Source organism: Kitasatospora sp. NBC_00374 (assembly GCF_041434935.1).
Lineage (GTDB): Bacteria > Actinomycetota > Actinomycetes > Streptomycetales > Streptomycetaceae > Kitasatospora.
Map to the genome: position 1 here is coordinate 2,816,077 of NZ_CP107964.1, position 22,095 is coordinate 2,838,171.

The following is a 22,095-nucleotide window of genomic DNA, read 5'->3' on the forward strand; positions in this document are numbered from 1 at the left end:
CCGAAGGCCTTTCGCACGAAAGGCCAGGTGGCGGATCGGATGCCCGCCGCCCATTCAAGAGCAGCCTTCGCCACCGCACAATAGGTGCCACCCCGCCGATGGGCGGACGATCCCAGACACACCAGGAGGAACGGGTATGAACAGGGACGCCGCCGACCGGCCGAACCTCTCCTTCCGCGACGGGGAGGAGCCGGGCACCGGCACCCCGTACGCCCGCTACGTGCACCTCGACACGCTGCACAGCCTGCAGCAGCCGCGCAGCAAGGTGGCGGCGGAGTACTCGTTCATCGTCACCACCCAGGTGATGGAGCTGCTCTTCGACCTGCTGCACCACGAGTGGACGGCCGCCCAGCACGCGCTGCGCGAGGACGACCTGACCGCCGCCCTGGCCGCCGTGCGGCGCGGCACCCACGTCCAGGACGTGCTGGTCGAGTCCTGGGACCTGCTGGCCACCATGACCCCCGCCGAGTTCAACGGCTTCCGCTCGGTGCTCGGCGAGGCCTCCGGCTTCCAGTCGGCCGCCTTCCTGCGGCTGGAGTTCCTGCTCGGGAACAAGAGCGAGTCGCTGCTGCGGATGTACCAGGAAGCCCCGGCCACCCACGCCGACCTGATGAGCGCGCTGCGCTCGCCCAGCCTGTACGACGACGCGCTGGCGCTGCTGGACCGGCGCGGCGTCGCCGTCCCGCACGAGCCGGCCACCACCCGGCACCGGGCCAGCGACGAGGTCGAGCAGGCCTGGCACACGGTCTACGCCGACCCCGAGCTGGCCGAGCTGGCCCGGCTGGGCGAGGCGCTCCTGGACACCGCCGAGCGGGTCACCCGCTGGCGCCAGCGGCACTACGCGGCCGTCAAGCGCTCGATGGGCAGCAAGCCCGGCACCGGCGGCTCCAGCGGCCTGAACTGGCTCAAGCAGTCCGCCGACCAGGACGTCTTCCCCGAGCTGTGGAACGTGAGGAACGCGCTGTGACCCCCACCCGCACGGCGTGCGAGGCCCTGGACGCCGCCGACCCGCTGGCCGGCCTGCGCGCCGAGTTCGCGCTGCCCGCCGGGGTGCTCTACCTGGACGGCAACTCGCTCGGCGCACTCCCCCGCGGCACCTCGGAGCGGGTCCGCCGGATGGTCGAGCAGGAGTGGGGCGACGGCCTGATCCGCAGCTGGAACGACGCCGGCTGGTACGAGCTGCCGCAGGGCCTCGGCGAGCGACTGTCCCCGCTGCTCGGCGCCGCGCCCGGCCAGGTCGTGGTCTGCGACTCCACCTCGGTCAACCTGTTCAAGGTGCTCGGGGCCGCCCTGCGGATGCGGCCCGGGCGCCGGACGGTGCTCGCCGAGCGCTCCGCCTTCCCCACCGACCTCTACATCGCCGAGGGCGTCACCTCGCTGTTCGAGGGCGTCGAGCCGGTGCTGCTGCCGACCGCCGCCGACCTGGACCGGCTGCTGGACGCCGAGGTCGCGGCCGTGGTCCTCTCCCACGTGGACTACCGCACCGGCGAGCTGCTCGACATGGCCGCCATCACCGAACGGGTGCACCGCGCCGGGGCGTTGATGATCTGGGACGTCTGCCACAGCGCGGGCGCGCTGCCGGTCGAGTTCGACCGCTGCCAGGTCGACTTCGCCGTCGGCTGCACCTACAAGTACCTCAACGGCGGCCCCGGCGCGCCCGCCTTCCTGTACGCCGCCGAACGCCACCAGGCCGACGCCAGGCAGCCGTTGAGCGGCTGGTTCGGGCATGCCCGGCCGTTCGCCTTCGAGCCCGGCTACGCCCCCACCGAGGGTGTCCGCCGGTTCCTGACCGGCACGCCGCCGCTGCTCGGCATGGCCGCCCTGGAGGCCAGCCTGGACGTCTGGGCCAAGGTCGACCTGCACGCGGTGCGGGCCAAGAGCCTGGCGCTGAGCAGCCTGTTCCTGGAGCTGGTGGAGCCGCTCGGCCTGCCGACGGTCACGCCCCGCGAGGAGCGGCGCCGGGGCAGCCAGGTGTCGCTGCGGCACCCGGACGGCTACGCCGTGATGCAGGCCCTGATCGAACGCGGGGTGATCGGCGACTTCCGCGCCCCCGACCTGCTGCGGTTCGGCTTCACCCCGCTCTACGTCTCGTACACCGACGTGTGGGACGCCGCCCGGCAGCTGGCCGAGGTGCTGGACAGCGGCGAGTGGCGGCAGGAGCGGTTCAGCCGACAGGGGGCGGTGACGTAGCGAAGGCGTTCTCCAGCGCCTCCCAGGACAGCGGCCGGCCGGCCGGGATCCGGGTCTCGTGCGCCACCTGCACGATCCGCACGGCCAGCCGGTGCACCGTCAGCTCGTACGGGCCGCGGCCGCGGCCGGTACGCATCAGCGCGTACAGACCGGCGCCCAGCGGGTCACTGCCGGGGCCGACGTGCTCCAGGCCGAGCCGGCGGGCCGGGTCCGGCAGGGCGGCCGCCTCGGTGGGCAGCCACGGCACCGGGACGATCCCGCTCGACCAGCCGGTGGCCGTCCGGGCGGACCGCTCGGCCCGGCGGGCGAAGCCGTACCACTCCCGGCCGCAGCGCTCGTCGGCGAAGTAGCGGGGCGAGTAGAGCGGGACGAACACCCGGCAGCCGGCCAGCGCCTCGGTGATCTGCCAGCGGGCCCAGCTGTCCAGCTCCGCGCCGCGGTCGGCGAATCCGGCCGGGACGGAGGCGGGCAGGTCGGTCAGCTGCAGCACCTCCTCGCTCAGGTCGTCGAACAGCTGGTCCACCCAGCGGTCGGCGGCCGGGCCGCGGGAGTAGCTGAGGAAGAAGTACGGCCGGGGCGTCTCCAGCGGCTGGGTCTCCCGCCGCCGCGGACCGGAGTGCGTGGGCCGGCCGCCCACCGGGCCCAGGCCGATCGGGAGCGCGGCGTTGCGCGAGAGCGGGAAGGAGCGCCCGCCCTCCGGCTCGCGGACCCCGAACGACGGCGCGGGCTGCTCGAACAGCGCCAGCGAGATCACCTGGCTCGTCGTCAGCTCCCGCCCGAGCGCCGGGTCGCCCTGCCGCAGCGCGGCGGCCAGACAGCCCGCGACGGAGCGCTCGGCCGGATCCCGGACCCCCATCACCAGATGCCCGTCCAGCTGCACGCTCGGCGTCGGTACCGGCTCCGCCGAGGGCTCGGCGAAACCGTCCAGGATCAGCAGCCGCTTGGCCGCGGAGGCCCCGGCGACCAGCGCCGCCACCGCCTGCCAGCCGACGGACGGCGCACGTTCCCCCGCCGCCGGGGCCGCCTCCGTCCCCGGCACCGGTGCCGGGCCGCCGAGGTGGACGATCAGCGCGTCCTCCGCCTCCTGCGCGGCCCGTCGCAGCGCCCGCAGGAAGCCCTCAGGGTCGTCCTCGCCGAGCCAGATGTGCCGGCGGTCCAGCCCCACCAGGTAGGGATCGGCCAACGCCTCGGCCAGCGCGGCCAGTTCACGCAGCGCACGGTACTCGTCCGAGCGTCGCGGCTCACCCGCCTCCTGCCGGGATGTGGTGAGCAGCAGCACCGCCCGGGAGCGCTCCGGGTCGGGCAGCCCCTCGGCCGCCGGCGGCACCGGCGGCGGGTGCGGGCCGCTCGGCCGGAGCGGCGGTACGGGTGCCGGCTCCGGTTCGGCGACCGCCTCGTACGGCTGGAGCTCCGCCCGGCCCGGTGTCCCCAGCAGTTGCAGGGCGTCCGGATCGACCAGCGCGAACGGGCGCTGCTCCAGCAGGGCGGCCACGCCGCCGCGGTCGGTGGGGGCCAGCGCCCGGAACGAGCCGAGCGGGGCGGTGGCGCGGTCCGAGGCGTCGGCCAGTTCGCCGCCGATCCGGGTCAGCAGGTCGACGGCCTGGTGCGCCACCGAACGCGGCACGGTACCCAGCAGCACGTCCCGTACCCCGGCCCGGAAGTCGAAGTACCCGCGGCGGCCGGTGTGTTCCCGCAGCAGGCCGCTCACCACGATCTCGGCCAGGTGCTGCGGCTGCGGCCGGGCGAACCCGGCCCGCTGGAGCAGCCGCATCACCGGCAGCGCCGGGGTGGTCAGGGCGGTCAGCCCGGCCAGCGCGAAGGCCTCCCGGGAGGCGGTCGACCGGAACCGCAGCACCAGCTCCTCCGCCGTCAGCTGCTCCGGCTCCGGGCCCGGTTCGTCGTCCGCTGCGCACCGCGCCGAGGAGAGCAGCAGCGCCGAGCCGAACACCCGGCCACCGGTCGGGCTGCCCACCAGCTGGGCCCAGTTGGCCAGCCAGTCGGCGGACGGCTCCAGGACCGGCAGCGGCACCGTACCGGCCGGCCGTGGCGCGCCCACCGGGGCGAAGCCGTACCCGACGGCCGGCTGTCCGGCCTCCGAGGCGGTGAACTCGCCGGCCGCCGCCGGGACCGCCGCCAACCGCCACAGCCGCTCGGGCAACGGCTGGACGACCGCGACCGGCACCCGACGGGCCATCCCGAGCAGCGTCCGGTGCCAGGCGTCGCCGGCCGGACCGGGCCGCCACTGCGGGCCCATGCAGTCGCTCAGCACGAGCACGGCGCTGCGCCCGTCGGTGGGCCGGCAGTCGGTCAGCGTGCCGGCCGCGCCGAGCCGGGCGGTCGCCACCGTCCGGAAGGCGCCGGTCTGCTGGAGCACCGCCCGCAGCTCCCGGGCCAGCGGGCGCCACATCCCCATCGTCGGGCCGCAGTCCAACACCAGATGGACGTCGAGCCAGCGCTCGGTGTCGGGGCGCAGCACCGGCAGCCAGCGCACCGCCGCCGGGTCGCGCGGTGCGGCCGGCGAACGCAGCGCCTCGGCGAGGCGCTCCGCGGTGGCGGTCTCGTCCAGCAGGCGGCGCCGGGGGTGCGGGACGCGGCGCTTGAGCGGGCGCAGGGCGCGCTGCAGCATCAGCGGCCGGGCCAGCATCGGCGGGCTGGCGGCGGAGACCGGCGCGGCGTCGGCGAGGCGGTCGGCCGGGTCGTCGGACGGCAGGTGCAGGGCGGTCCGGGTGGGGGCGGTCTCCTTGCCCCCGGCGGCGGCCCAGCCGTCACCGCCGGCGCCGCTGCCGCCCGTGCCGTCGCCGTCCTCGTCCCCCTCACCGGCCGGCGCGGCGGCCCCCGGCTCCGCGTCGGCACCGGCCTCCGCGCCGCGGGCGGCCAGCCAGAGCAGCTCGGCCAGCTCGACCGGGCCCGGCTCGCCCAGCCCCAGCCCGGTCAGCACGGCCGCCAGCCGGTCGAGGGCGCCGCCGTCAGTAGACATCGTCGTCCCGGCCCCGGCTGAGGTAGGGCATCACCCGGGCGGCCAGCGCGGCCCGGTCGGCGGCGTCGGCCATCTCGGGCCGGGAGGTCAGGTAGATGGCGTTGAGCAGCTGGTCGGTGGCCAGTTCGCCCTCCTCCCGACGGGACAGGAAGACCTGCACCAGCTCGTCCACCAGCTCGGAGTCGGCCTCCGGCAGGTGGGACTTGACGATCGCCTCCAGCTCGGGGCCCTCCGGCCGGCGCAGCTCCAGCACCACGCAGCGGCGCAGGAAGGCGGCGGGGAACTCGCGTTCCGCGTTGCTGGTGAGCACGGTGAACGGGAACGCGCGGCAGCGCACCCGGCCGCCCCTGATCTGCGCCCGGGTGCCGCCGTCCGCGGTCAGCACCCGGGCCTCGGGCTGCTGCGGCGCGGCGCGGACCAGTTCCTCGATCTCGTACTGCCCCTCCTCCAGGACGTGCAGCAGGTCGTTGGGCAGATCCAGGTCACCCTTGTCGATCTCGTCGATCAGCAGCACCCGCGGGTGCGCGTACGGGAGCAGCGCGGTGCCGAGCGGGCCGAGCCGCAGGTGCTCGTCCAGATCGGAGGAGGGGGCGTCCGGGCCGGCCTGGTTGGCGGCGTACAGGCGGGACAGCGGGTCGTACTGGTAGAGGCCGTCGCGCAGGCTGGAGCGGCTGGTGATGTTCCAGCGGAGCACCGGGCCGAGGCCGAGCTCGCGGGCCACCGCGTACGGCAGGCTGGACTTGCCGCCGCCCGGCGGGCCGGTGACCAGCAGCGGCCGGCGCAGGTGAAGGGCGGCGTTGACCAGTTCGACGGTCTCCCGGGTGGGCCGGAAGGTCTGCGCCCGGTGGCCGACCGGGGTCGGGCCCAAGCCGGTCGGGCCGGCCGGCGGGGGCAGTACGGGGGCGCCGTCGAAGGCCCGCCAGGGCGGCGGGGCGGGCAACTCGGCGATGCCGTGGTGGGGTTCGGCGGCGCCGCGGTAGATCCGCTTCAACGGCATGGGTGTGCGCTCCTGATCGGGTGTCGCATCGCTGGTCGTCGGTGTCGGCCGGGGCCCGGGGTGCCCCGTCACGGGTCGGTGGTGCGGGTCGGTGGTGCGGTCGGGACGGTGCGGAACGGGCGCGCCGGACTCGGAACGACCGCCGGGTCCTCCCAGAGCAGCACCAGGTCCGCCGCCCAGTGCCCCCGAGGATCGTCACTCTCCTCCACCCGGTGCCGCAACTCCTTGACCCTGCGCGGGAGATCGAGCGGGGAAACATCGACCAGTTCGTCCGCCAGTCTGGCGAGGAACCGACCCCCGCGACAGGCGCGCGCGGGCGCGTGCTCGGTGGTGCAGGGGCACCGGGCCCAGAGCACGGCCGGGGCGCCGGCCTTGAGCGCGGCGGCCAGCAGCCGGTCGTACGGGGCTCCGTGCGGCGGGCCGGGGAAGGCGGGCAGCTCGGGCCGCTCGGGCGGGCGCAGGTGGTGGTAGAGCTTCTTGTGGTCCGGCGGGTCGGTGCAGCCCACGGAGTGCAGCCGGGTCGTCCGGTGCCCGCGCAACGGCGCCCACTTGCGCTCCAGTTGGAGCCGGTCGGCCGGGTCCGAGCGGCGCTGCTCGTCGACCACCACGACGGCGTGGTCCGCCCCGAGCGGCCCGTAGTCCTGCTCCCTGGCCCAGCCGTGCACGGGCTCGGTGAGCAGCCTGCGGGGCAGGGAGAAGACCACCAGCTCGGCGCCGTCCGTCTCCAGCCGGCCGAGCTCGTGGTCGATCCGCTCCCGGACGAAGGTCTTCATGCCCTCGCCCAGCCCGAGGGCGGCGCTGCTGTGCGGATTGACCGGCCGGCCGGCCCGGACGGCGGAGACGGTGACGTGGAAGAGGTCCCGGCCGGCGCCGCTGGGGCTGAGCTCCACCAGGATCGGGCGCCAGCGCTCGCCCCGGCGGGCGGCGGGCGGCGCGCCGAACGACGGCTCGGGGGGCGCCGGGTGCGCCGGGGACCACTCCTCCAGCCAGCGCCGCAGGCCCGGTCCGAGCGGTCCGGCGCCGGCGGCCTCGGCGGCCTGCGCCGTCCGGTCCGCGAAGGCCAGGACCGGGTGGGCCCGGCCGGGCTGCGCCATGGTCTCGGTGAGCAGGTACCAGCAGGCCTCCCAGAGTCCGGTCGGGCGGCTGGCCGGCTCCTGGCAGCCGAGCGGGCCGACGGCCGCGCGGTACAGCTCCAGCGGGTCCGCGGGCGGTACGGCGCCGGCCAGCAGCAGCCTCAGCTCCCGCACGGCGGGCGCCGGCAGGGGCAGGTCCGGCAGGCGGTCGGCGAGCTGCGGGACGTACCCGGCGATCACCTCCCCGGGCAGCATCCGGCCGAGCCGGACGGCCGGCCGGCCGCGGTCCCCCGGGCTGCGCGGGATGCCGACGGTGTCCTGGGCCGCCGTCACCATGCCGACCACCTCCCCGGTGTCGGCGAGCACCACCGGCCCGCCGCTGAAGCCCGGGGAGAGCGGCATCCCGGTGCCCTCGTGCTCCAGCTGGAGCTGCTCGCCGCCGATCCGAAAGGCCCCCCGGGTGAGCCTGACCTCGCTGCTCAGGCCGCTGTCGTGGCCGATCGGGAAGCCGTACGCGGCGAGCGCCGCGGGCCGCCGGGCCCAGCGGTGCGGCGCGGCGAACACCGCCGGCTCGGCCACCTCCGGAGGCACCGGGCGGTCCAGCAGCAGCACGGCCACGTCGCCGCCGCCGGCCGGGCGCCCGGGCCAGGGCCCGCGCAGCACCACACCGGCGGGCAGCCCGGGGTGGTCGGGGCGGTTGACCAGCCGGACGGTGGCCCGCCGGGCACCCTGGACGACGTGGGCGCAGGTGAGCACCTCCCGCTCGGAGATCAGCATCCCGGCCCCGACGGTCGGGACGGCCTCCTCGGTGTCGATCCTGGCCAGCCAGCGAGCCTCCTGCATCGGCGGGCTCAGGACCGGTCCGCGGCGGCTGAACCTCCCCTCCCCCAGGAGAGTCTGACGGTCAGGTGTGCCTCGCCGCCGGTGCGGGCGATCAGCGCGCCGGCCTCCGCGGTGAGCTTGATCCCGAACTCGATCTCCACGCCGTCGGGGCGCAGCCGGCCGTCGCGGAAGACCGCCAGGGCGGACTCGGCCGCGGCCCGGACACCGCCGAGCGCCTCCTCGAACCCGGCAGCGGCCTGCCGGACCTGCCCGCCCGGGGCCCGGCCGACCGGCTGCATACCGTACGGCCCGTCGTCCGCACCGAGGTGGCCTTCCTCGGCGGCGGCGGTCTCGACGCGGACCACGGCGCCCTCGTCGGTCAGGAACTCGATGTAGTCCGGCACGGCACTCCCCCCAAAGACATGTGTGGTGGTCCGATCCGGCCTCGGGCGGTCGTTGCAGAGCCTGCACGCGCCACGCGGCGGTCAAACCCGATCGCGGTGTGAGCTGTCTCCCGTACGGTTCACGGGACATGACAGTAGGCCAGCACGTACCGTCGGCACCATGGGACCTCTGGAGCCAAGGGTCCTGCCGCCCCGGATCGAGCGCCTGCCGGGCCGGGTGGCCGACGAACAACCGGCCGACCTCGCCGGGGAGCGGCGGACCGTCGAGCACTTCCCGGCGGCCGGGCCAGGCCTAGGCGACGGCCCCGGCCCCGGCCCCGCCGCGGGTGCGGGTCTCCAGCCACTCCGCGCAGCGGGAGAGCAGCCAGTTGAGCGCCACGAACACCAGCGCGATCTCGAAGTACACCTGCAGGAAGTCGTGGCCGAGGTAGGAGGCCAGCACATTGCCCTGGTGCATCAGCTCGGGGTAGCTGACCACGTAGCCGAGGGTGGTCTCCTTCAGCGCCCGCACCGCCTGGCCGATGATGGTCGGCAGCAGGGCCCGGACGGCCTGCGGCAGCACGATCAGCCGCATGACCTGGCCGTGCCGCAGGCCGATGGCGTAGCCGGCCTCGCTCTGGCCGCGCGGGAGGGCGAGCACGCCGGCCCGGAAGATCTCCGCGAAGTTGCCCGCGCCGTGCAGCACGATGGGGACGACCAGCTGCCAGAACGGCGACATCCGCACGCCCAGTGCGGGCAGCCCGAGCAGGAAGAAGTAGACCAGGAACAGCAGCGGCAGCGACCGCAGCAGCTCCACCACCGCCGCGGCGGGCAGTGCGACGGCGGGCCGCCGGGAGAGCCGCAGCAGGCCCAGCAGCGCGCCGGCCGGCAGGCCGATCGCGATCGACACCAGACCGGCCACGATCGTGTTGCCGAGCGCGCTGAACAGGAACCGCTGGGCCGGGACGGTCAGCAGCGGCTGCCACTTGGCCGCGTCGAGCTGGCCGTGCGCGCCGAGTTGGGCGAGCAGAGCGGCGAGCAGCAGCACGATCAGCGCGCAGGCGCCGGCCGAGGCGATCCGCCGCTGCCTGCGCCCGCGCGGGCCGGGCGGTTCGAACAGCACGCCCGCGGCTCCCTGCAGCGGGGTCGGGGCGACGGCCCGGCGGAGCCCGGCCACCGGGCCGCCCGCCGGGGAGGCCGGCGCCGGCGCGGTCGGTCGGAGGGTGTCGATCACGGCTTCACCTCGGGCTGCCTTGTTCATCGGTGGATCCGGAAGCGTCGCTCCAGCGCGCCGGTCGCCATGCCGCCGGCCAGGGTGAGCGCCACGTAGAGCAGGGTGGCGGTGCCGAACAGCGCCAGCGGTTCGACGTACTGGACGTTCAACTGCCGGATCACACCGGACAGTTCGTTGACCCCGGCGACCGAGCCGACCGCACTGCCCAGGGCGCAGGCGATGAACATGTTGCCCAGCGGCTGGATCATCGCGCGCAGCGCCTGCGGGAGCACGATCAGCCGCAGGCACTGCCCGGTCGTGAGCCCCAGGGCCCGGCCCGCCTCGATCTGCCCGACCGGGACGGTCTCCAGACCGGAGCGCAGGATCTCGCAGACGTAGCCGGCCACGTACAGCGACAGGCCGACGACCAGCGACGGTTCCAGCGGCAGGGTGAGGCCGAGCTGCGGCAGGACGAACACCGACACCACCACGACCAGCAGCAGCGGCAGGTTGCGGAAGGTGTGGACGTAGACCGCGCCCACCGCGCGCAGCACGCGCAGCGGGGCGACCCGGCACAGTCCGAGCACGCCGCCGAGCAGGAGCGCGGCGGTGTAGCCGGCGACGGTGAGCAGGACGGTCCGGCCGAAGCCGGCCAGGATCTCACCGAGGTGGTCGGCGACGACGTTCACGGCGGCGTTCCGTTCAGGAGGATGCGGAGGGGGCGGGGGCCGGGGTGATCCCCAGGTCGCCGACGGGCGGGGGCGTGGGCGCCGGCGCCTTGGTGAGCGGCGTGACGTTGTCCTCCCAGGCCTGCTTCCACAGCCCGTCCTGCTCGATCTCCGTGAAGAAGTCGTTGACGATCCGGGTGAACGCCGGGTCGTCCTTCGGCAGGCCCACCCCGTACATCGAGGCGCCGTAGGTGAAGGAGAGCATCTCCAGCGCCGGATCCTTCTTCGCCTGGGCGATCGCGACGGCCTGGTTGTTGACGAAGGCGTCGCCGCGGCCGTCGTGCAGCGCCTGGAGGCACTGGCTGACGGTCTGGAAGACCACCGGTTCCGCGTTCGGCGCCGCCTTCTTCAGCGCCTCCACCGCGGGGCCGGCCGTGGTGATCACCTTGCGGCCGTTGAGGTCGTTGACACCCGCGATGCCGGTCGTGCCCTTGCGGACCAGGAGGGCCTGGCCGAGGTTCATGTAGGGGCCGCCGAAGGAGACCTTCTTCAGCCGCTCGGGCGTGATCAGGTAGGTGGATATGACGACGTCGACGGTGTTGTTCTGGAGCAGCGCCTCACGGGTGTCCGCGGTCACCCCGACATGTTCGACCGCGGGCTTGCCCAGCAGGTACTTGGCCAGCAGCTGGGTGAGGTCGCTCTCGAAGCCCTGGTAGTCGTCGGTCAGCGGGTTCTTCTCGGAGAAGCCCGGGCTGGTGTCGGAGGCCCCGGCGGTCAGGTGGCCGTTCCGGCGGATGCGGTCCAGCGTCGGGCTGGCCGGCAGGTTCTTGCCGACCGGCGCCTTCGAGAGCAGCGAGCCGGCCGGGCCGGTGTCGGAGGGCAGCGGGGCGGCGCCCGAGCCACAGGCGGTGATCACCGAGGTGGCGCAGACGACGGCGGCCGCGAGGGCGACGACTCTCCTGACGGTCATGACCTGGTCCTTTCGCTGGCCGCGGAGGGGCGCGGCGGTGGGCGGTGCCGACAGGGCGGGGCGGGGGGTCCGGCTGTCCGCGGCACGTAGCCGCGGCAGCCGTTCTGTCGTGGGTACTACAGGATTGGTAGAACCGGTAGTAGGCGCTCACCCTAGCCGCCCCGAGGCCGCTGTCAAGGGCCCCGCCACAGCTGCTGCCCGTCCGCCCCCGCCCCGCGGCCCGCCCGTACCGCCCCGCGGCCGTGCCGCCGCGCCCTCGCGGTTCAGCCCTCCGCAGCTCGGCCCTCCGCGCCCGCGGCCCCCCTGCGCTGGGCCGCCCGACGCGGGACGTAGACCGCCGGATCGCGGCCGGTCAGCGCCTCGCGCAGCCGGTTCAGCGTCTCGCCCGCGGCCGCCGCCCGGTCGGCGTCCTCGGCCTGCACGGCCAGCAGCAGGGCGTCGTTGAGCGCGATCGAGGCCAGCTCCTCCCCGGCCAGGCCGCCGCTGGAGAACAGTGCCGTCAGCACCACGTCGACCCGGTCCTGGAGGACGGGTCCGAGCGAGTCGGTGACCAGGATCCGGGCGGCCCCCACCTGCGCGGCGTGGTCCAGCACCACCTCCAGGTCGTCCAGCAGCCGACCGGGCGCGTAGACCACCAGGACGTCCTGCGCGGACAGCGGCAGCAGCGCGTCCGCGAGGTGGAAACCCGTGGACGCGGCGACCCTGGTCCGCCGCCCCAGCCGGGCGAGCCGCAGGGCGAGGTGGCGGGCCACCAGTTCGGACGCGCCCACGCCGAAGGCCATCACCTCGCGCGCCCCGGAGAGCAGGTCGACCGCCTGCCGGAAGGCGGCCGGGTCGAGCCGGTGGCGGGTCTGCTGCAGCCGGTCCACGGCCTCGTCGAAGACCTGGTCGATCACCGTCCCGGCGTCCCCGTCGACCGGGCGGCGGCGCACCGCGGACGGCCGGCTGCTGTCCACGAAGTGCCGGCCGAGCTCCCGCTTGAGGTCGGGCAGCCCGCTGTAGCCGAGCGCCTTGGCGGTGCGTACGACGGTGGCGTCGCTGGTGCCGGAGGCGCGGGCCAGCTGTTCGGCGGTGGCGAACGGCACGTCCTGGACGTGGTTGCGCAGATACTCCGCGACCCGCCGCTCGGCCGGGGAGAGCGTGGCCAGCTGTTCGGCGACCCGGGCGTGGAAACCGGCGGCACCGGCCTCGCCGGCGGCTGAAGTAGTCCTCATGACAGTACTTGACTCCATTGTAGTTTCGGCTACGCTCTGGCAGCACTACAGCTACGAAATGCGTCGCGCTTGTAGTCGATGCTACAGAGCGGTCCGCTCAGCACCCGAGGGAAGTCCATGCACACACCGCCCATCCCCGTGATCGAGATCTCCGGGCCCCCGCGGGAGCGCGGCCGCACGTACGGGGAGGCCGCCCGCCCCCAGATCGAGGCGGCGCTGGAGTTCTACGGCGAGTCCTTCGCCCGAGGCAGCCGGCTGGACTGGCACGGGGTCACCGAGCGGGCCCGGCTGTGGGTGCCGCTCGTCGAGGACTTCGCGCCCGACCTGCTGGAGGAACTGCGCGGCGTCGCCGAAGGCGCCGGGACGGGCCTGCTCGACCTGATGGCCCTCAACGCCCGCGGCGAGATCGTCTACGACCGCACCTTCGCCCGGATGGGCCGGCCGCCACAGGCACCCGGGACCGCCGGGGCCGAGGCCGACGCCGAGCCCGCCGAGGCGGCCGACGGCTGCTCCTCCTTCGCCCTGCTGCCCCCCGCCGCCGGCGACGGGCACGTCTGGGCCGGGCAGAACTGGGACTGGCGCACCGGCGCCGGCCGGACCCTGGTCGCCCTGCGCGTGGTGCAGCCGCCGCGCCCCACCGTGGTGATGGTGGTCGAGGCCGGGCAGATCGGCCGGCACGGCGCCAACTCCGCGGGCATCGCCCTGAACGCCAACGGGCTCGGCGGCCGCTTCGGCGACGAGATCGGCGTCCCGCAGACCTTCATCCGACGGCGGATCCTGGACCAGGCGAACTTCAAGGACGCCCTCCAGGTGCCGTTCTCCGCCCGCCAGCAGATCCCCACCAACCTGCTGTACACCCACCGCGACGGCGTCTCGATCGATCTGGAGACCACCCCCGGGCGGCACCAGTGGCTCTACCCCGAGCAGGGCCTGCTGGTGCACGGCAACCACTACCAGGCCGCCGTACCACCGCAGTTGGCCGACAGCTACCGTCCCTTCTCGGTGGACTCGCTCTACCGGGTCCCGCTGATCGAGGCGGCACTGCGCCGGGCCCGTGACCTCTCCGAGCCGGAGGACGTCCGCGGTGTCATCGAGCAGGCCCTCGGCGACCACTTCGGCCTGCCGCACTCGGTCTGCAACCACCCCGACCCGCAGACCGACCCGCTGCTGCAGACCAGCACCATCGCCTCCAACATCGTCGACCTGACCACCGGCGAGTACCACGTCGCGGCCGGGCTTCCCTGCGGCACGCCGTACCGCCCGCTGCCCTGGAACGTCTACGACGGCCCCGGGGGCTGCTGACATGGCGACCGAATACCAGCCCGCCGGCCACCCGCCCACCGAGCCCCTGATCGGCATCCGGAAGGTGTCGAAGAGCTTCGGCACCGTCCGGGTCCTGCACGACATCGACCTGGACGTGCACCGCGGCGAGGTGGTCGTGCTGCTCGGCCCGTCCGGGTCCGGCAAGACCACCCTGTGCCGGTGCGTCAACCGGCTGGAGACCCTCGACGCCGGGACGATCACGGTCGGCGGCACCCCGCTGCCGGCCGAGGGCCGCGCGCTGGCCCGGCTGCGGGCGGACGTCGGGATGGTCTTCCAGTCGTTCAACCTGTTCGCGCACCGCACCGTGCTGGACAACGTCACCCTCGGCCCGATCAAGGTGCGCGGCCTGTCCCGCCGGGAGGCCGAGGAACGCGCCCGCGGGCTGCTGGCCCGGGTCGGTCTCGCCGGGAAGGCCGGGGCCCGGCCCAGTGAGCTCTCCGGCGGACAGCAGCAGCGGGTGGCCATCGCCCGGGCGCTGGCGATGGACCCCGCGGCGCTGCTGTTCGACGAACCCACCTCGGCCCTCGACCCCGAGATGATCAACGAGGTGCTGGACGTCATGGTCTCCCTCGCCGACGAGGGCATGACCATGCTGGTGGTGACGCACGAGATGGGCTTCGCCCGGCGCGCCGCCGACCGGGTGGTGTTCATGGCCGACGGGCGGATCGTCGAGACCGCCCCGCCGGAGCGGTTCTTCGCCCACCCGGCGACCGAGCGGGCCGCCGAGTTCCTCTCGAAGGTCCTGCAGCACTGACCGTCGGTGCCGTCCGGCCCCGCGCACCTCCCGGATTCAGCCGGGCGGCCGCACCGCACCGCCCTTCGAGCGGGCGGGACCTGCCGAACTGCCGTACGAGCAGGTGATGCCACTGTCCGATGCGGCCGGGGACGCGTCCGCGCGGGCGGGTAGGTTGGTTCCGCCGAGGACGGCCAGGGGAGGAGCGGGATGCCGAACGGGACCGAGGAACAGGCACCACTGGCGATCGTGGCCACCACCGCGGAGGTGCTCGGCCATCCGGACGGCCACCGGGGCCTGCTGAATCCGGTGGAGCGGGACCGGGCGGACCGGTTCCGCAGGGAGTCCAGCCGGCGGGACTTCATCGCCGCGCATGTCCTGGTCCGGCTCTGCGCCGCCCGGCTGCTCGGCCTGCGGCCCGGTGAACTCGCCTTCGAACAGCACTGTCCAGGCTGCGGCCTGCTCGGTCACGGCCGACCGCGGCTGGCCGACCGGCCGGACGTCTGGCTCAGCCTCTCGCACACCGAGGGTGTGGTCGCGGCGGCGGCCGGCCGGGGGCCGGTCGGCATCGACGTGGAGGTGCTCAAGCGCCCCGGCCCCGACCCGGGCCTGCTCGCCCGGGTGCTCACCGACGCCGAACGGGCCCAGGTGGCCGGGCACCCCGAGCCGGAGCACGCGTTCCTGCGGCAGTGGGTACGCAAGGAGGCGCTGATCAAGGTCGGCCGGACCACCCTCGACAGCCTCGCCGAACTCGACCTCTCCGCGCTGCCGTTGAGCCGCACGGACGGGCCGGCCGACGCCGTCCACCCCTTCGAGGACCTGCACATCCTGGACCGCACCGACCACCTGCGCGGCGCCGTCGCCGCCGTCGTCAGCGCGGTGCCGGCGGTGATCGGGACGGCCTGAGGGGGCGCCGCCCCGGCCCGGAGACCCGGATAAGCGGGTGTTAGCGTGCTGCCGGCCCTCCGGCCGACCGCCCCCGTGGCGGCTTTCCGCGCGTAAAGGATCACCGCACCATGGCCAAGCTCCTGCTGAGCCTGCACGTCCTGGCCTCGGTCCTGTTCATCGGACCGGTCGCGGTCGCGGTCAGCATGTTCCCGGCCCGCGCCCGGGTGGCGCTCGCGGCCGGTCCCGAGCAGGCCACCGCGGCCGCCTCGGTCCGGCTGTTGCACCGGATCACCAACGTCTACGCCCTGCTCGGGGTCGCCGTGCCGGTCCTCGGTGTGGGCACGGCCCAGGTGATGGGCATCATCGGCCAGCCCTGGCTGATCGTCTCCATCGTGCTCACCACCCTCTCCGCCGGCGCTCTGCTGCTCTTCGTGGTGCCCTCGCAGCAGGCCACCGTCGACGCCCTGGACGCGGCCGACCCGGCGGGCGAGGACCACGCCCGGGCCGAGCGCGCCCTGCGGCTGCTGCCGATGACGGCCGGGGTGTTCAACCTGCTGTGGGCCGTCGTGGTGGTCATGATGGTGGTCCGCCCCGGCTCGACGACCGGCGCGTAGCCCCTGCCGCCTCCCCACGGACCCGCCATGCCACCTGCCCCGACCGCACCCGTGATCCGCAGTGACGTCCCCGGGTCCTTCGCCCGGGCCGTCTTCCACGAGCGCCATCCCGAGCTCGTCCGGCAGGTCCTGGACGCGCTGCCGTACGGGCCCGCCGAGCGGGCGGCGGTCGGGCGGCTGCTCACCGAGAGCACGTCCGGGGTCCTGTCGCCGCCGGACCCGGGCTGGCACGACCACGCCCGGTGGCTGGCCTGGGGCGAGGGCCGGTGGGGCCGGCCGTGGGGCGAGGCGCCGTTCCTGTGGGCCGAGAGCTGGTTCTACCGGCGACTGCTCGACGCCACCGGCTACTTCCGGCCGGGAGCGTGGCAGGGCGTGGACCCGTTCGCGCCGTTCAAGAGCGCCGAGCTGGCGAGCCCGGCGGTGGACGAGGAGTTGGCCGCGCTCGGCACGCTGCCCGAAACGGGCCGCGCGGACGCGCTGCTGACCTCCGCGCTCTGGGGCAACCGTGCGGACCTGAGCTTCCGGATCACCGCCGGCGCGGGCGAGGGCCCCTCCCCGTCGGGCCTGCTCGCCGACGACCGCGCCGTCCTGTGGGACGCGCTGGCGAACGCGTCCGGCGGGCGGGTCTGCGTGGTCGCCGACAACGCCGGGCGGGAACTGCTGCCGGATCTGGTGCTGATCGACCATCTGCTGGCCCAGGGGCTCGCGGGCTCCGTGGTCCTCTTCGTGAAGCCCCAGCCGTACTTCGTGTCCGACGCCACGATGGCCGACGTCCTGGCCACCGTCGAACGGCTGCGCACCGCGCCGGGGCCGATCGGCCGCCGGCTCTGGCAGGCCCTGGGCGCCGGCTCGCTGGAGGTACGCACCCACCCGTTCTTCTGCGCCCCGCTGCCGTTCCACGACCTGCCGGCCGACCTGCGCGCCGAGTTCGCGGGCGCGGCCATGACGATCCTCAAGGGCGACCTCAACTACCGCCGGCTGGTCGGCGACCGGCACTGGCCGGCCGCCACCCCGTTCGGGGACAGCGTCGCCCACTTCCCGTCCCCGGTGACGGCCCTGCGCACCCTCAAGTCGGAGGTCGCCGTGGGCCTTTCCGCCCCGCTGGTCGCCGAGCTCGACCGCACCGACCGGCCCTGGCGCACCAGCGGCCAGTACGCGGTCATCCAGTCGCACCCGGCGCGCAGAGGCCCGGCCTCCGCCTTGTTGCACAATATGTGCAGGTAGTTGGCCAAGGCAACAGAGGGTGGCAGCGGGTGGCGACAGTGGCGGGATCACCGGTGGTGCTGGGGATCGAGTCCTCCTGCGACGAGACCGGCGCCGGCCTCGTCCGGGACGGCCGGCTGCTCGGACAGGCGGTGGCGTCCAGCATGGACGAGCACGCCCGGTTCGGCGGGGTGGTGCCGGAGATCGCCGCCCGCGCCCATGTGCACGCGGTGGCTCCCGTCGTCCGCGAGGCGCTGGACCGGGCCGGGCTGACCCTCGCCGACGTCGGGGCGGTCGCCGTCACCACCGGCCCCGGCCTGTCCGGCGCCCTGCAGGTCGGCGTGGCCGCCGCGAAGAGCTACGCCTTCTCGCTCGGCGTCCCGCTGTACGGCGTCCACCACCTGGCCGGCCACGTCGCCGCCGCCACCCTGGACGGCGGGCCGCTGCCGGACCCCTGTGTGGTGCTGATCGTCTCCGGCGGCCACACCTCGCTGCTCCTGGTCCGCGACCTCGCCCGCGACCCGATCGTCCACCTCGGCGACACCCTCGACGACGCGGCCGGCGAGTGCTTCGACAAGGTCGCCCGCATCCTCCGCCTGCCCTACCCCGGCGGCCCCGCGATCGACCGCTCCGCCCGCGACGGCGACCCGGGGGCCGTCCGCTTCCCCCGCCCGCTGACCGGCCCCCGCGACGACCCGTACGCCTTCTCCTTCTCCGGCCTCAAGACCGCCGCCGCCCGCTGGGTCGAGGCCCAGCGCACCACCGGCGCCGAGCCGCGGGTACCGGACGCGGCCGCCGCCCTGCAGGAGGCCGTCGCCGACGTCCTCACCCGCAAGGCCGTCCGGGCCTGCACCGACCACGGCATCACCACCCTGGTCGTGGTCGGCGGCGTCGCCGCCAACTCCCGCGTCCGGGCGCTGGCCGAACAGCGCTGCGCGGCGGCGGGCATCACCCTGCGCGTCCCCCGGCCGGGGCTGTGCACCGACAACGGCGCGATGATCGCCGCCATCGGCGGCCTGCTCGCCCGTTCGGGCGCCGAACCCGCCCCGCTCGACGTCGCCGTCGACCCGTCCGCACCCCTGGAGTACGCCGCGCTCACCCCGCTCCCGCACCGCACCGGCCGGGCGGCCTGACCTGCGGGCCCGGCGCGGAGGCGCGGCTATCCTGCCGCCGCCCGGTCGGCACCCCGCACCTCCAGGCCGTCGAGCAGCCGGGCGGTCGCCTCGGCGACGGCTTCCACCGCCTCCTCGAAGACCTCCCGGTTGTGCGCGGCGGGAGCGCGGAATCCCGAGATCTTGCGGACGTACTGGAGCGCGGCGGCCCGGATGTCCTCGTCGGTGACGTCCAGGGCCATCGGCGGCCTGAGGGTCTTGATGCTGCGGCACATACCTCCAGTCTGCCGCGCGGCCCGCGGCTCACGCCCGGCGTGGCAGCAGGATCCCGGCCCGTCCGGGCGACCTGGAGCGAGGCCGGCCCCGGGTTCCTTACGGCCGGCACCCGGGGGAGCGCCACGGACAGCACCGGTTCGCCGTCCGTTCCGTCGCCGCCGCACCGTCCCCGCACCGGGACCTGCTGGACGCGCTCAGCCGGGTGGCGTGAGACCGAACAGCCCGGCGGCGTTGTGGTGGCAGACCGCGCGCAGCCAGTCCTCCCCCAGGCCGAGCCGCGCCAGGGCGTGCAGCGCGTGCGGGTAGCCGTACGGGATGTTCGGGAAGTCGCTGCCGAACAGGATGCGGCCCTGCAGCGCGGCCAGGCGCGGGAGTTCGGCGGGCGGGAAGGGGGCGGTGCGCTCGGTGAAGTCGGTGAACACCATCGTGGTGTCCAGGTGGACGGACCGGTGGCGGTCGGCCAGGTCGAGGAAGTCGGCGTACTCCGGCAGCCCCAGGTGCGCGACGATCAGCCGCAGCCGTGGATGGCGGCCCAGCAGTGCCCCGATCGGCCCGGGCCCGGTGTGCTTGCCGGGCGCCGGGCCGGAGCCGCAGTGCACCACCACGGGGGTGCCGGACTCGGCCAGCAGCCCCCAGACCGGCTCCAGCAGCGGGTCGTTGGGGTCGTACCCGCCGACCTGGACGTGTGCCTTGAACACCCGCGCGCCCCGCTCCAGCGCCGCCGCCACGTACTCCCCCGCGCCGGGCTCGGGGAAGAAGGTCGCGGTGTGCAGGCAGTCGGGCGTGCGCTCGGCGAAGCCGGCGGCCCAGGCGTTCAACCAGGCCGCCATGTCCGGTCTGTGCGGGTAGAGCATCGCGGTGAACGCCCTGACGCCGAACCCCCGCAGGGTGTCCACCCGCTGCTGCTCGTCGTGCCGGTAGGCGATCGGCCACGGCCGGCCCGTGAGCGGACCGGCCGAGTCGAAGTACGCCCACACCTTGTCCAGCACCCGCTCCGGCATGAAGTGCGTGTGCACGTCGATCAGGCCGGGCAGGCCCAGCTGCCGCCAGAACGCGTGGACTTCCGCGGTCTCGGTCACGGCCGCGCGCGGCCGATCACGGCTTCGGTGTCGACTCCGGTCGGCAGGGTGCCGAAGGCCGCGCCGTGGTCGCCGCCGAGCCGGGAGGCGCAGAAGGCGTCGGCCACCGCGGGGTCGCCGTGGCGGACCAGCAGCGAGCCCTGGAAGGCGAGGGCCATCGACTCCACCAGGCGGCGGGTGCGGTACTCGATCTCGGCGGTGTCCCCGAGCTGCTTGCGCAGCGTGGCGACGGCGGCGTCGAGCCTGCGGTCGGCGCCGGCGGCGAGGTCGAGCTCGCCGAGGAAGGCCTCGACCGTCTCGGGGCGGCGGGCCATGGCGCGCAGCGCGTCCAGCGCGGCCACGTTGCCGGAGCCCTCCCAGATGGAGACCAGCGGGGCCTCCCGGTAGAGCCGCGGCATGCCCGACTCCTCGACGTAGCCGTTGCCGCCCAGGCACTCCAGGGCCTCGGCGGCATGCGCGGGGCCGCGCTTGCAGACCCAGTACTTGGCGACGGCCAGGCCGAGCCGCCGCACCAGCACCTCGCCGGCGTCACCGCCGAGCGCCCGGTCGGTGGCCTCGGCCAGCCGCATGGCGACGGCGGTGGCCGCCTCGGACTCGACCACCAGGTCGGCCAGGACGTTGCGCATCAGCGGCTGGTCGATCAGGGCGGCGCCGAACGCCCGCCGGTGGGTGGCGTGCTGGATCGCCCGCACCGCGCCGTAGCGCATACCGGCGGCGGCGCCGATGGTGCAGTCGAGCCGGGTCATGTTGACCATCTCGATGATGGTCGGCACCCCACGGCCCTCCTCGCCGACCAGCCAGCCGACCGCGCCGTCGTACTCGATCTCCGCGGAGGCGTTGGACTTGTTGCCGAGCTTGTCCTTGAGCCGCTGGAGCAGCAGCCGGTTGCGGCTGCCGTCCGGCAGCACCCGCGGCAGCATGAAGCAGCTGAGGCCGCCGGGGGCCTGGGCCAGGGTGAGGAAGAGGTCGGACATCGGGGCCGAGGTGAACCACTTGTGCCCGGTGAGCCGGTAGGTGCCGTCGGGCTGCGGGACGGCGCCGGTGGTGTTGGCGCGGACGTCGGAGCCGCCCTGCTTCTCGGTCATCGACATACCGGCGATCAGGCCGCGCTTGCCGCGCGGCTCACGCAGCCCGAAGTCGTACGTGCGGGCGGCGAGCAGCGGCTCCAGCCACTCGGCCAGCTCCGGGGTGGCCCGCAGGGCGGGGACGGCGGCGTAGGTCATGGAGATCGGACAGGTGTGACCGGCCTCGACCTGGCTCCAGACGTGGAACTTGGCCGCCCGCGCGGTGTGGGCGCCGGGGCGGTCGTCGCGCCAGGGGGCGGCGTGCAGGCCGTGGCCGACGGCGACGCCCATCAGCTCGTGCCAGTAGGGGTGGAAGTCCACCTCGTCGATCCGGTGCCCGTAGCGGTCGTGGGTGCGCAGCACCGGGGGGTTCTCGTTCGCCAACCGGCCCCATTCGGCGGCCTGTTCGGAGCCTGCCAGGACGCCGAGCCGGTGCAGCTCGGGCTCGGCCCAGCCGGCGCCGGCCCGGTGCAGGGCGGCGAGCAGGGTCGGGTCGGCGGCGACGTCGTGACCGTACGGCGCGGGCACCTGGTTGGTGACCTCGTGGGTGGCGGGCATCAGCCTTCTCCTCGGTTCGGCGGGAGTTCGGTGGGAGCGGGAGCTCGGCGGGAAGGTCCCCGGTCGGGCTCTCCGAGGGCGCGAAGGGTGAAGGAGACCAGGGCGGGGATGATGTCGTCGGGGTGGCTGCCGCCGGCGGCGAGCGGTCCGACCAGGGCCTCGCCGACCGCTCCGACCAGCGCCGCGGCGGTCAGCGCCGGCTCCTGCGGGGGGAGTTGACCGTCGGCGAGGGCCTCGGAGATCTGGGCGGCGAACAGGTCGCGGAAGGCCTGGCGGAAGACCAGCCGCTCGGCGTCGACCACGGCGTCGGCCGGTTCGGCGAGCAGGGCGTAGGCGAGCCGGGGCGCCTTGAGGGCGCGGGCGGCGAAGGTCTCCACGATGGCGGCCATCCGGCGGTGCGGGGTGCTCTCGCGGGTGACGGCCTCGGCGACGGCGGCCAGCTCACGGCCGACGGTGAGGCGGAAGAGCTCCACGGAGAGCTCGGCCTTGCCGGCGAAGTGCTGGTACATCGAGCCGGTGGCGATCCCGGCCCGGTGTGCGACGGCGGCCATCGAGCAGCCGCCGTAGCCGCGTTCGGACAGCAGCTCCACCGCGGCCAGCAGCACGGCCTCGCGCTGGGCGTCCAGCCTGGCCTGTACGGCGGGGGTTCGTCGGTATGCCACGAAAGAATTGAACCACTCATTCAGTTCTTTCGACAGGGGGCGCCCCGGGCGGGCGGCCCGGAGAGCGCCGAGGGCC

General features: G+C 75.0%; 20 protein-coding genes. 8 read left to right on the top strand and 12 right to left on the bottom strand.

The features are described from left to right. The first annotated feature begins 136 nt into the window (after window positions 1-136). Both OG871_RS12630 and kynU read left to right on the top strand, forming a co-directional pair. A complete protein-coding gene (locus OG871_RS12630; RefSeq protein WP_371496841.1) occupies window positions 137-967 on the top strand; it encodes a tryptophan 2,3-dioxygenase in 831 nt (276 codons plus the stop codon). Next, window positions 964-2,190, top strand: coding sequence for a kynureninase (kynU, locus tag OG871_RS12635; protein WP_371496842.1), 1,227 nt, complete (start codon window positions 964-966; stop codon window positions 2,188-2,190). The genes OG871_RS12630 and kynU overlap by 4 nt, the downstream gene beginning before the upstream one ends. On the opposite strand, the gene OG871_RS12640 is transcribed toward kynU, so the two are convergent. The 8 genes from OG871_RS12640 to OG871_RS12675 all read right to left on the bottom strand — a co-directional run bounded on the left by OG871_RS12640 (window position 2,165) and on the right by OG871_RS12675 (window position 12,507). Next, window positions 2,165-5,167 (bottom strand): TIR-like protein FxsC, encoded by a 3,003-nt coding sequence (locus OG871_RS12640; protein ID WP_371496843.1) that lies wholly within the window; start codon window positions 5,165-5,167, stop codon window positions 2,165-2,167. The genes kynU and OG871_RS12640 overlap by 26 nt on opposite strands. Next, on the bottom strand, window positions 5,157-6,164 hold the full coding sequence (locus tag OG871_RS12645) for an AAA family ATPase (protein ID WP_371496844.1): 1,008 nt from the start codon (window positions 6,162-6,164) through the stop codon (window positions 5,157-5,159). The genes OG871_RS12640 and OG871_RS12645 overlap by 11 nt, the downstream gene beginning before the upstream one ends. 68 nt (window positions 6,165-6,232) lie before the next feature. Continuing rightward, entirely contained in the window at window positions 6,233-8,080 is a 1,848-nt protein-coding gene (locus tag OG871_RS12650) for a trypsin-like peptidase domain-containing protein (RefSeq protein WP_371496845.1), read from the bottom strand. Window positions 8,081-8,088: 8 nt separating this feature from the next. Next, window positions 8,089-8,463, bottom strand: a complete 375-nt coding sequence (locus tag OG871_RS12655) for a CU044_2847 family protein (protein WP_371496846.1) — start codon at window positions 8,461-8,463, stop codon at window positions 8,089-8,091. 292 nt (window positions 8,464-8,755) lie between these two features. Continuing rightward, window positions 8,756-9,676: an ABC transporter permease subunit gene (locus OG871_RS12660; RefSeq protein WP_371496847.1), complete on the bottom strand. Its 921-nt coding sequence runs from the start codon at window positions 9,674-9,676 to the stop codon at window positions 8,756-8,758. Window positions 9,677-9,699: 23 nt separating this feature from the next. Beyond that, window positions 9,700-10,344: an amino acid ABC transporter permease gene (locus tag OG871_RS12665; protein WP_371496848.1), complete on the bottom strand. Its 645-nt coding sequence runs from the start codon at window positions 10,342-10,344 to the stop codon at window positions 9,700-9,702. 13 nt (window positions 10,345-10,357) lie between these two features. Continuing rightward, the gene (locus OG871_RS12670) at window positions 10,358-11,293 is read right to left on the bottom strand and encodes a glutamate ABC transporter substrate-binding protein (protein ID WP_371496849.1); all 936 of its coding nucleotides are present in this window, start codon (window positions 11,291-11,293) and stop codon (window positions 10,358-10,360) included. A gap of 263 nt (window positions 11,294-11,556) precedes the next feature. After that, a complete protein-coding gene (locus OG871_RS12675; protein WP_371496850.1) occupies window positions 11,557-12,507 on the bottom strand; it encodes a MurR/RpiR family transcriptional regulator in 951 nt (316 codons plus the stop codon). 117 nt (window positions 12,508-12,624) lie between these two features. Here OG871_RS12675 and OG871_RS12680 point away from each other — a divergent pair, with 117 nt between their 5' ends. The 6 genes from OG871_RS12680 to tsaD all read left to right on the top strand — a co-directional run bounded on the left by OG871_RS12680 (window position 12,625) and on the right by tsaD (window position 18,401). After that, complete coding sequence (locus OG871_RS12680; RefSeq protein ID WP_371496851.1) at window positions 12,625-13,809, top strand: C45 family autoproteolytic acyltransferase/hydolase; 1,185 nt, start codon at window positions 12,625-12,627, stop codon at window positions 13,807-13,809. A gap of 1 nt (window position 13,810) precedes the next feature. Further along, complete coding sequence (locus OG871_RS12685) at window positions 13,811-14,584, top strand: amino acid ABC transporter ATP-binding protein (protein WP_371496852.1); 774 nt, start codon at window positions 13,811-13,813, stop codon at window positions 14,582-14,584. A 189-nt stretch (window positions 14,585-14,773) separates the two neighbouring features. Continuing rightward, complete coding sequence (locus tag OG871_RS12690) at window positions 14,774-15,469, top strand: 4'-phosphopantetheinyl transferase superfamily protein (protein WP_371496853.1); 696 nt, start codon at window positions 14,774-14,776, stop codon at window positions 15,467-15,469. 110 nt (window positions 15,470-15,579) lie between these two features. Continuing rightward, window positions 15,580-16,065: a DUF2269 family protein gene (locus tag OG871_RS12695; RefSeq protein ID WP_371496854.1), complete on the top strand. Its 486-nt coding sequence runs from the start codon at window positions 15,580-15,582 to the stop codon at window positions 16,063-16,065. Window positions 16,066-16,092: 27 nt separating this feature from the next. Then, window positions 16,093-17,289, top strand: a complete 1,197-nt coding sequence (locus tag OG871_RS12700; RefSeq protein ID WP_371496855.1) for a damage-control phosphatase ARMT1 family protein — start codon at window positions 16,093-16,095, stop codon at window positions 17,287-17,289. 38 nt (window positions 17,290-17,327) lie between these two features. Then, the gene (gene tsaD, locus OG871_RS12705) at window positions 17,328-18,401 is read left to right on the top strand and encodes a tRNA (adenosine(37)-N6)-threonylcarbamoyltransferase complex transferase subunit TsaD (RefSeq protein ID WP_371503289.1); all 1,074 of its coding nucleotides are present in this window, start codon (window positions 17,328-17,330) and stop codon (window positions 18,399-18,401) included. Between the two features lie 26 nt (window positions 18,402-18,427). Here the strand turns inward: tsaD and OG871_RS12710 are convergent, their stop codons facing one another. The 4 genes from OG871_RS12710 to OG871_RS12725 all read right to left on the bottom strand — a co-directional run bounded on the left by OG871_RS12710 (window position 18,428) and on the right by OG871_RS12725 (window position 22,019). Beyond that, window positions 18,428-18,655, bottom strand: coding sequence for a DUF2277 family protein (locus OG871_RS12710; RefSeq protein WP_371496856.1), 228 nt, complete (start codon window positions 18,653-18,655; stop codon window positions 18,428-18,430). A 195-nt stretch (window positions 18,656-18,850) separates the two neighbouring features. Then, entirely contained in the window at window positions 18,851-19,735 is an 885-nt protein-coding gene (locus OG871_RS12715) for an amidohydrolase family protein (protein WP_371496857.1), read from the bottom strand. Then, window positions 19,732-21,357 (bottom strand): acyl-CoA dehydrogenase family protein, encoded by a 1,626-nt coding sequence (locus tag OG871_RS12720; RefSeq protein ID WP_371496858.1) that lies wholly within the window; start codon window positions 21,355-21,357, stop codon window positions 19,732-19,734. The genes OG871_RS12715 and OG871_RS12720 overlap by 4 nt, the downstream gene beginning before the upstream one ends. Then, a complete protein-coding gene (locus tag OG871_RS12725; RefSeq protein ID WP_371496859.1) occupies window positions 21,357-22,019 on the bottom strand; it encodes a TetR/AcrR family transcriptional regulator in 663 nt (220 codons plus the stop codon). Before OG871_RS12725 ends, OG871_RS12720 begins: the two co-directional genes overlap by 1 nt. Between the last annotated feature and the right edge of the window lie 76 nt (window positions 22,020-22,095).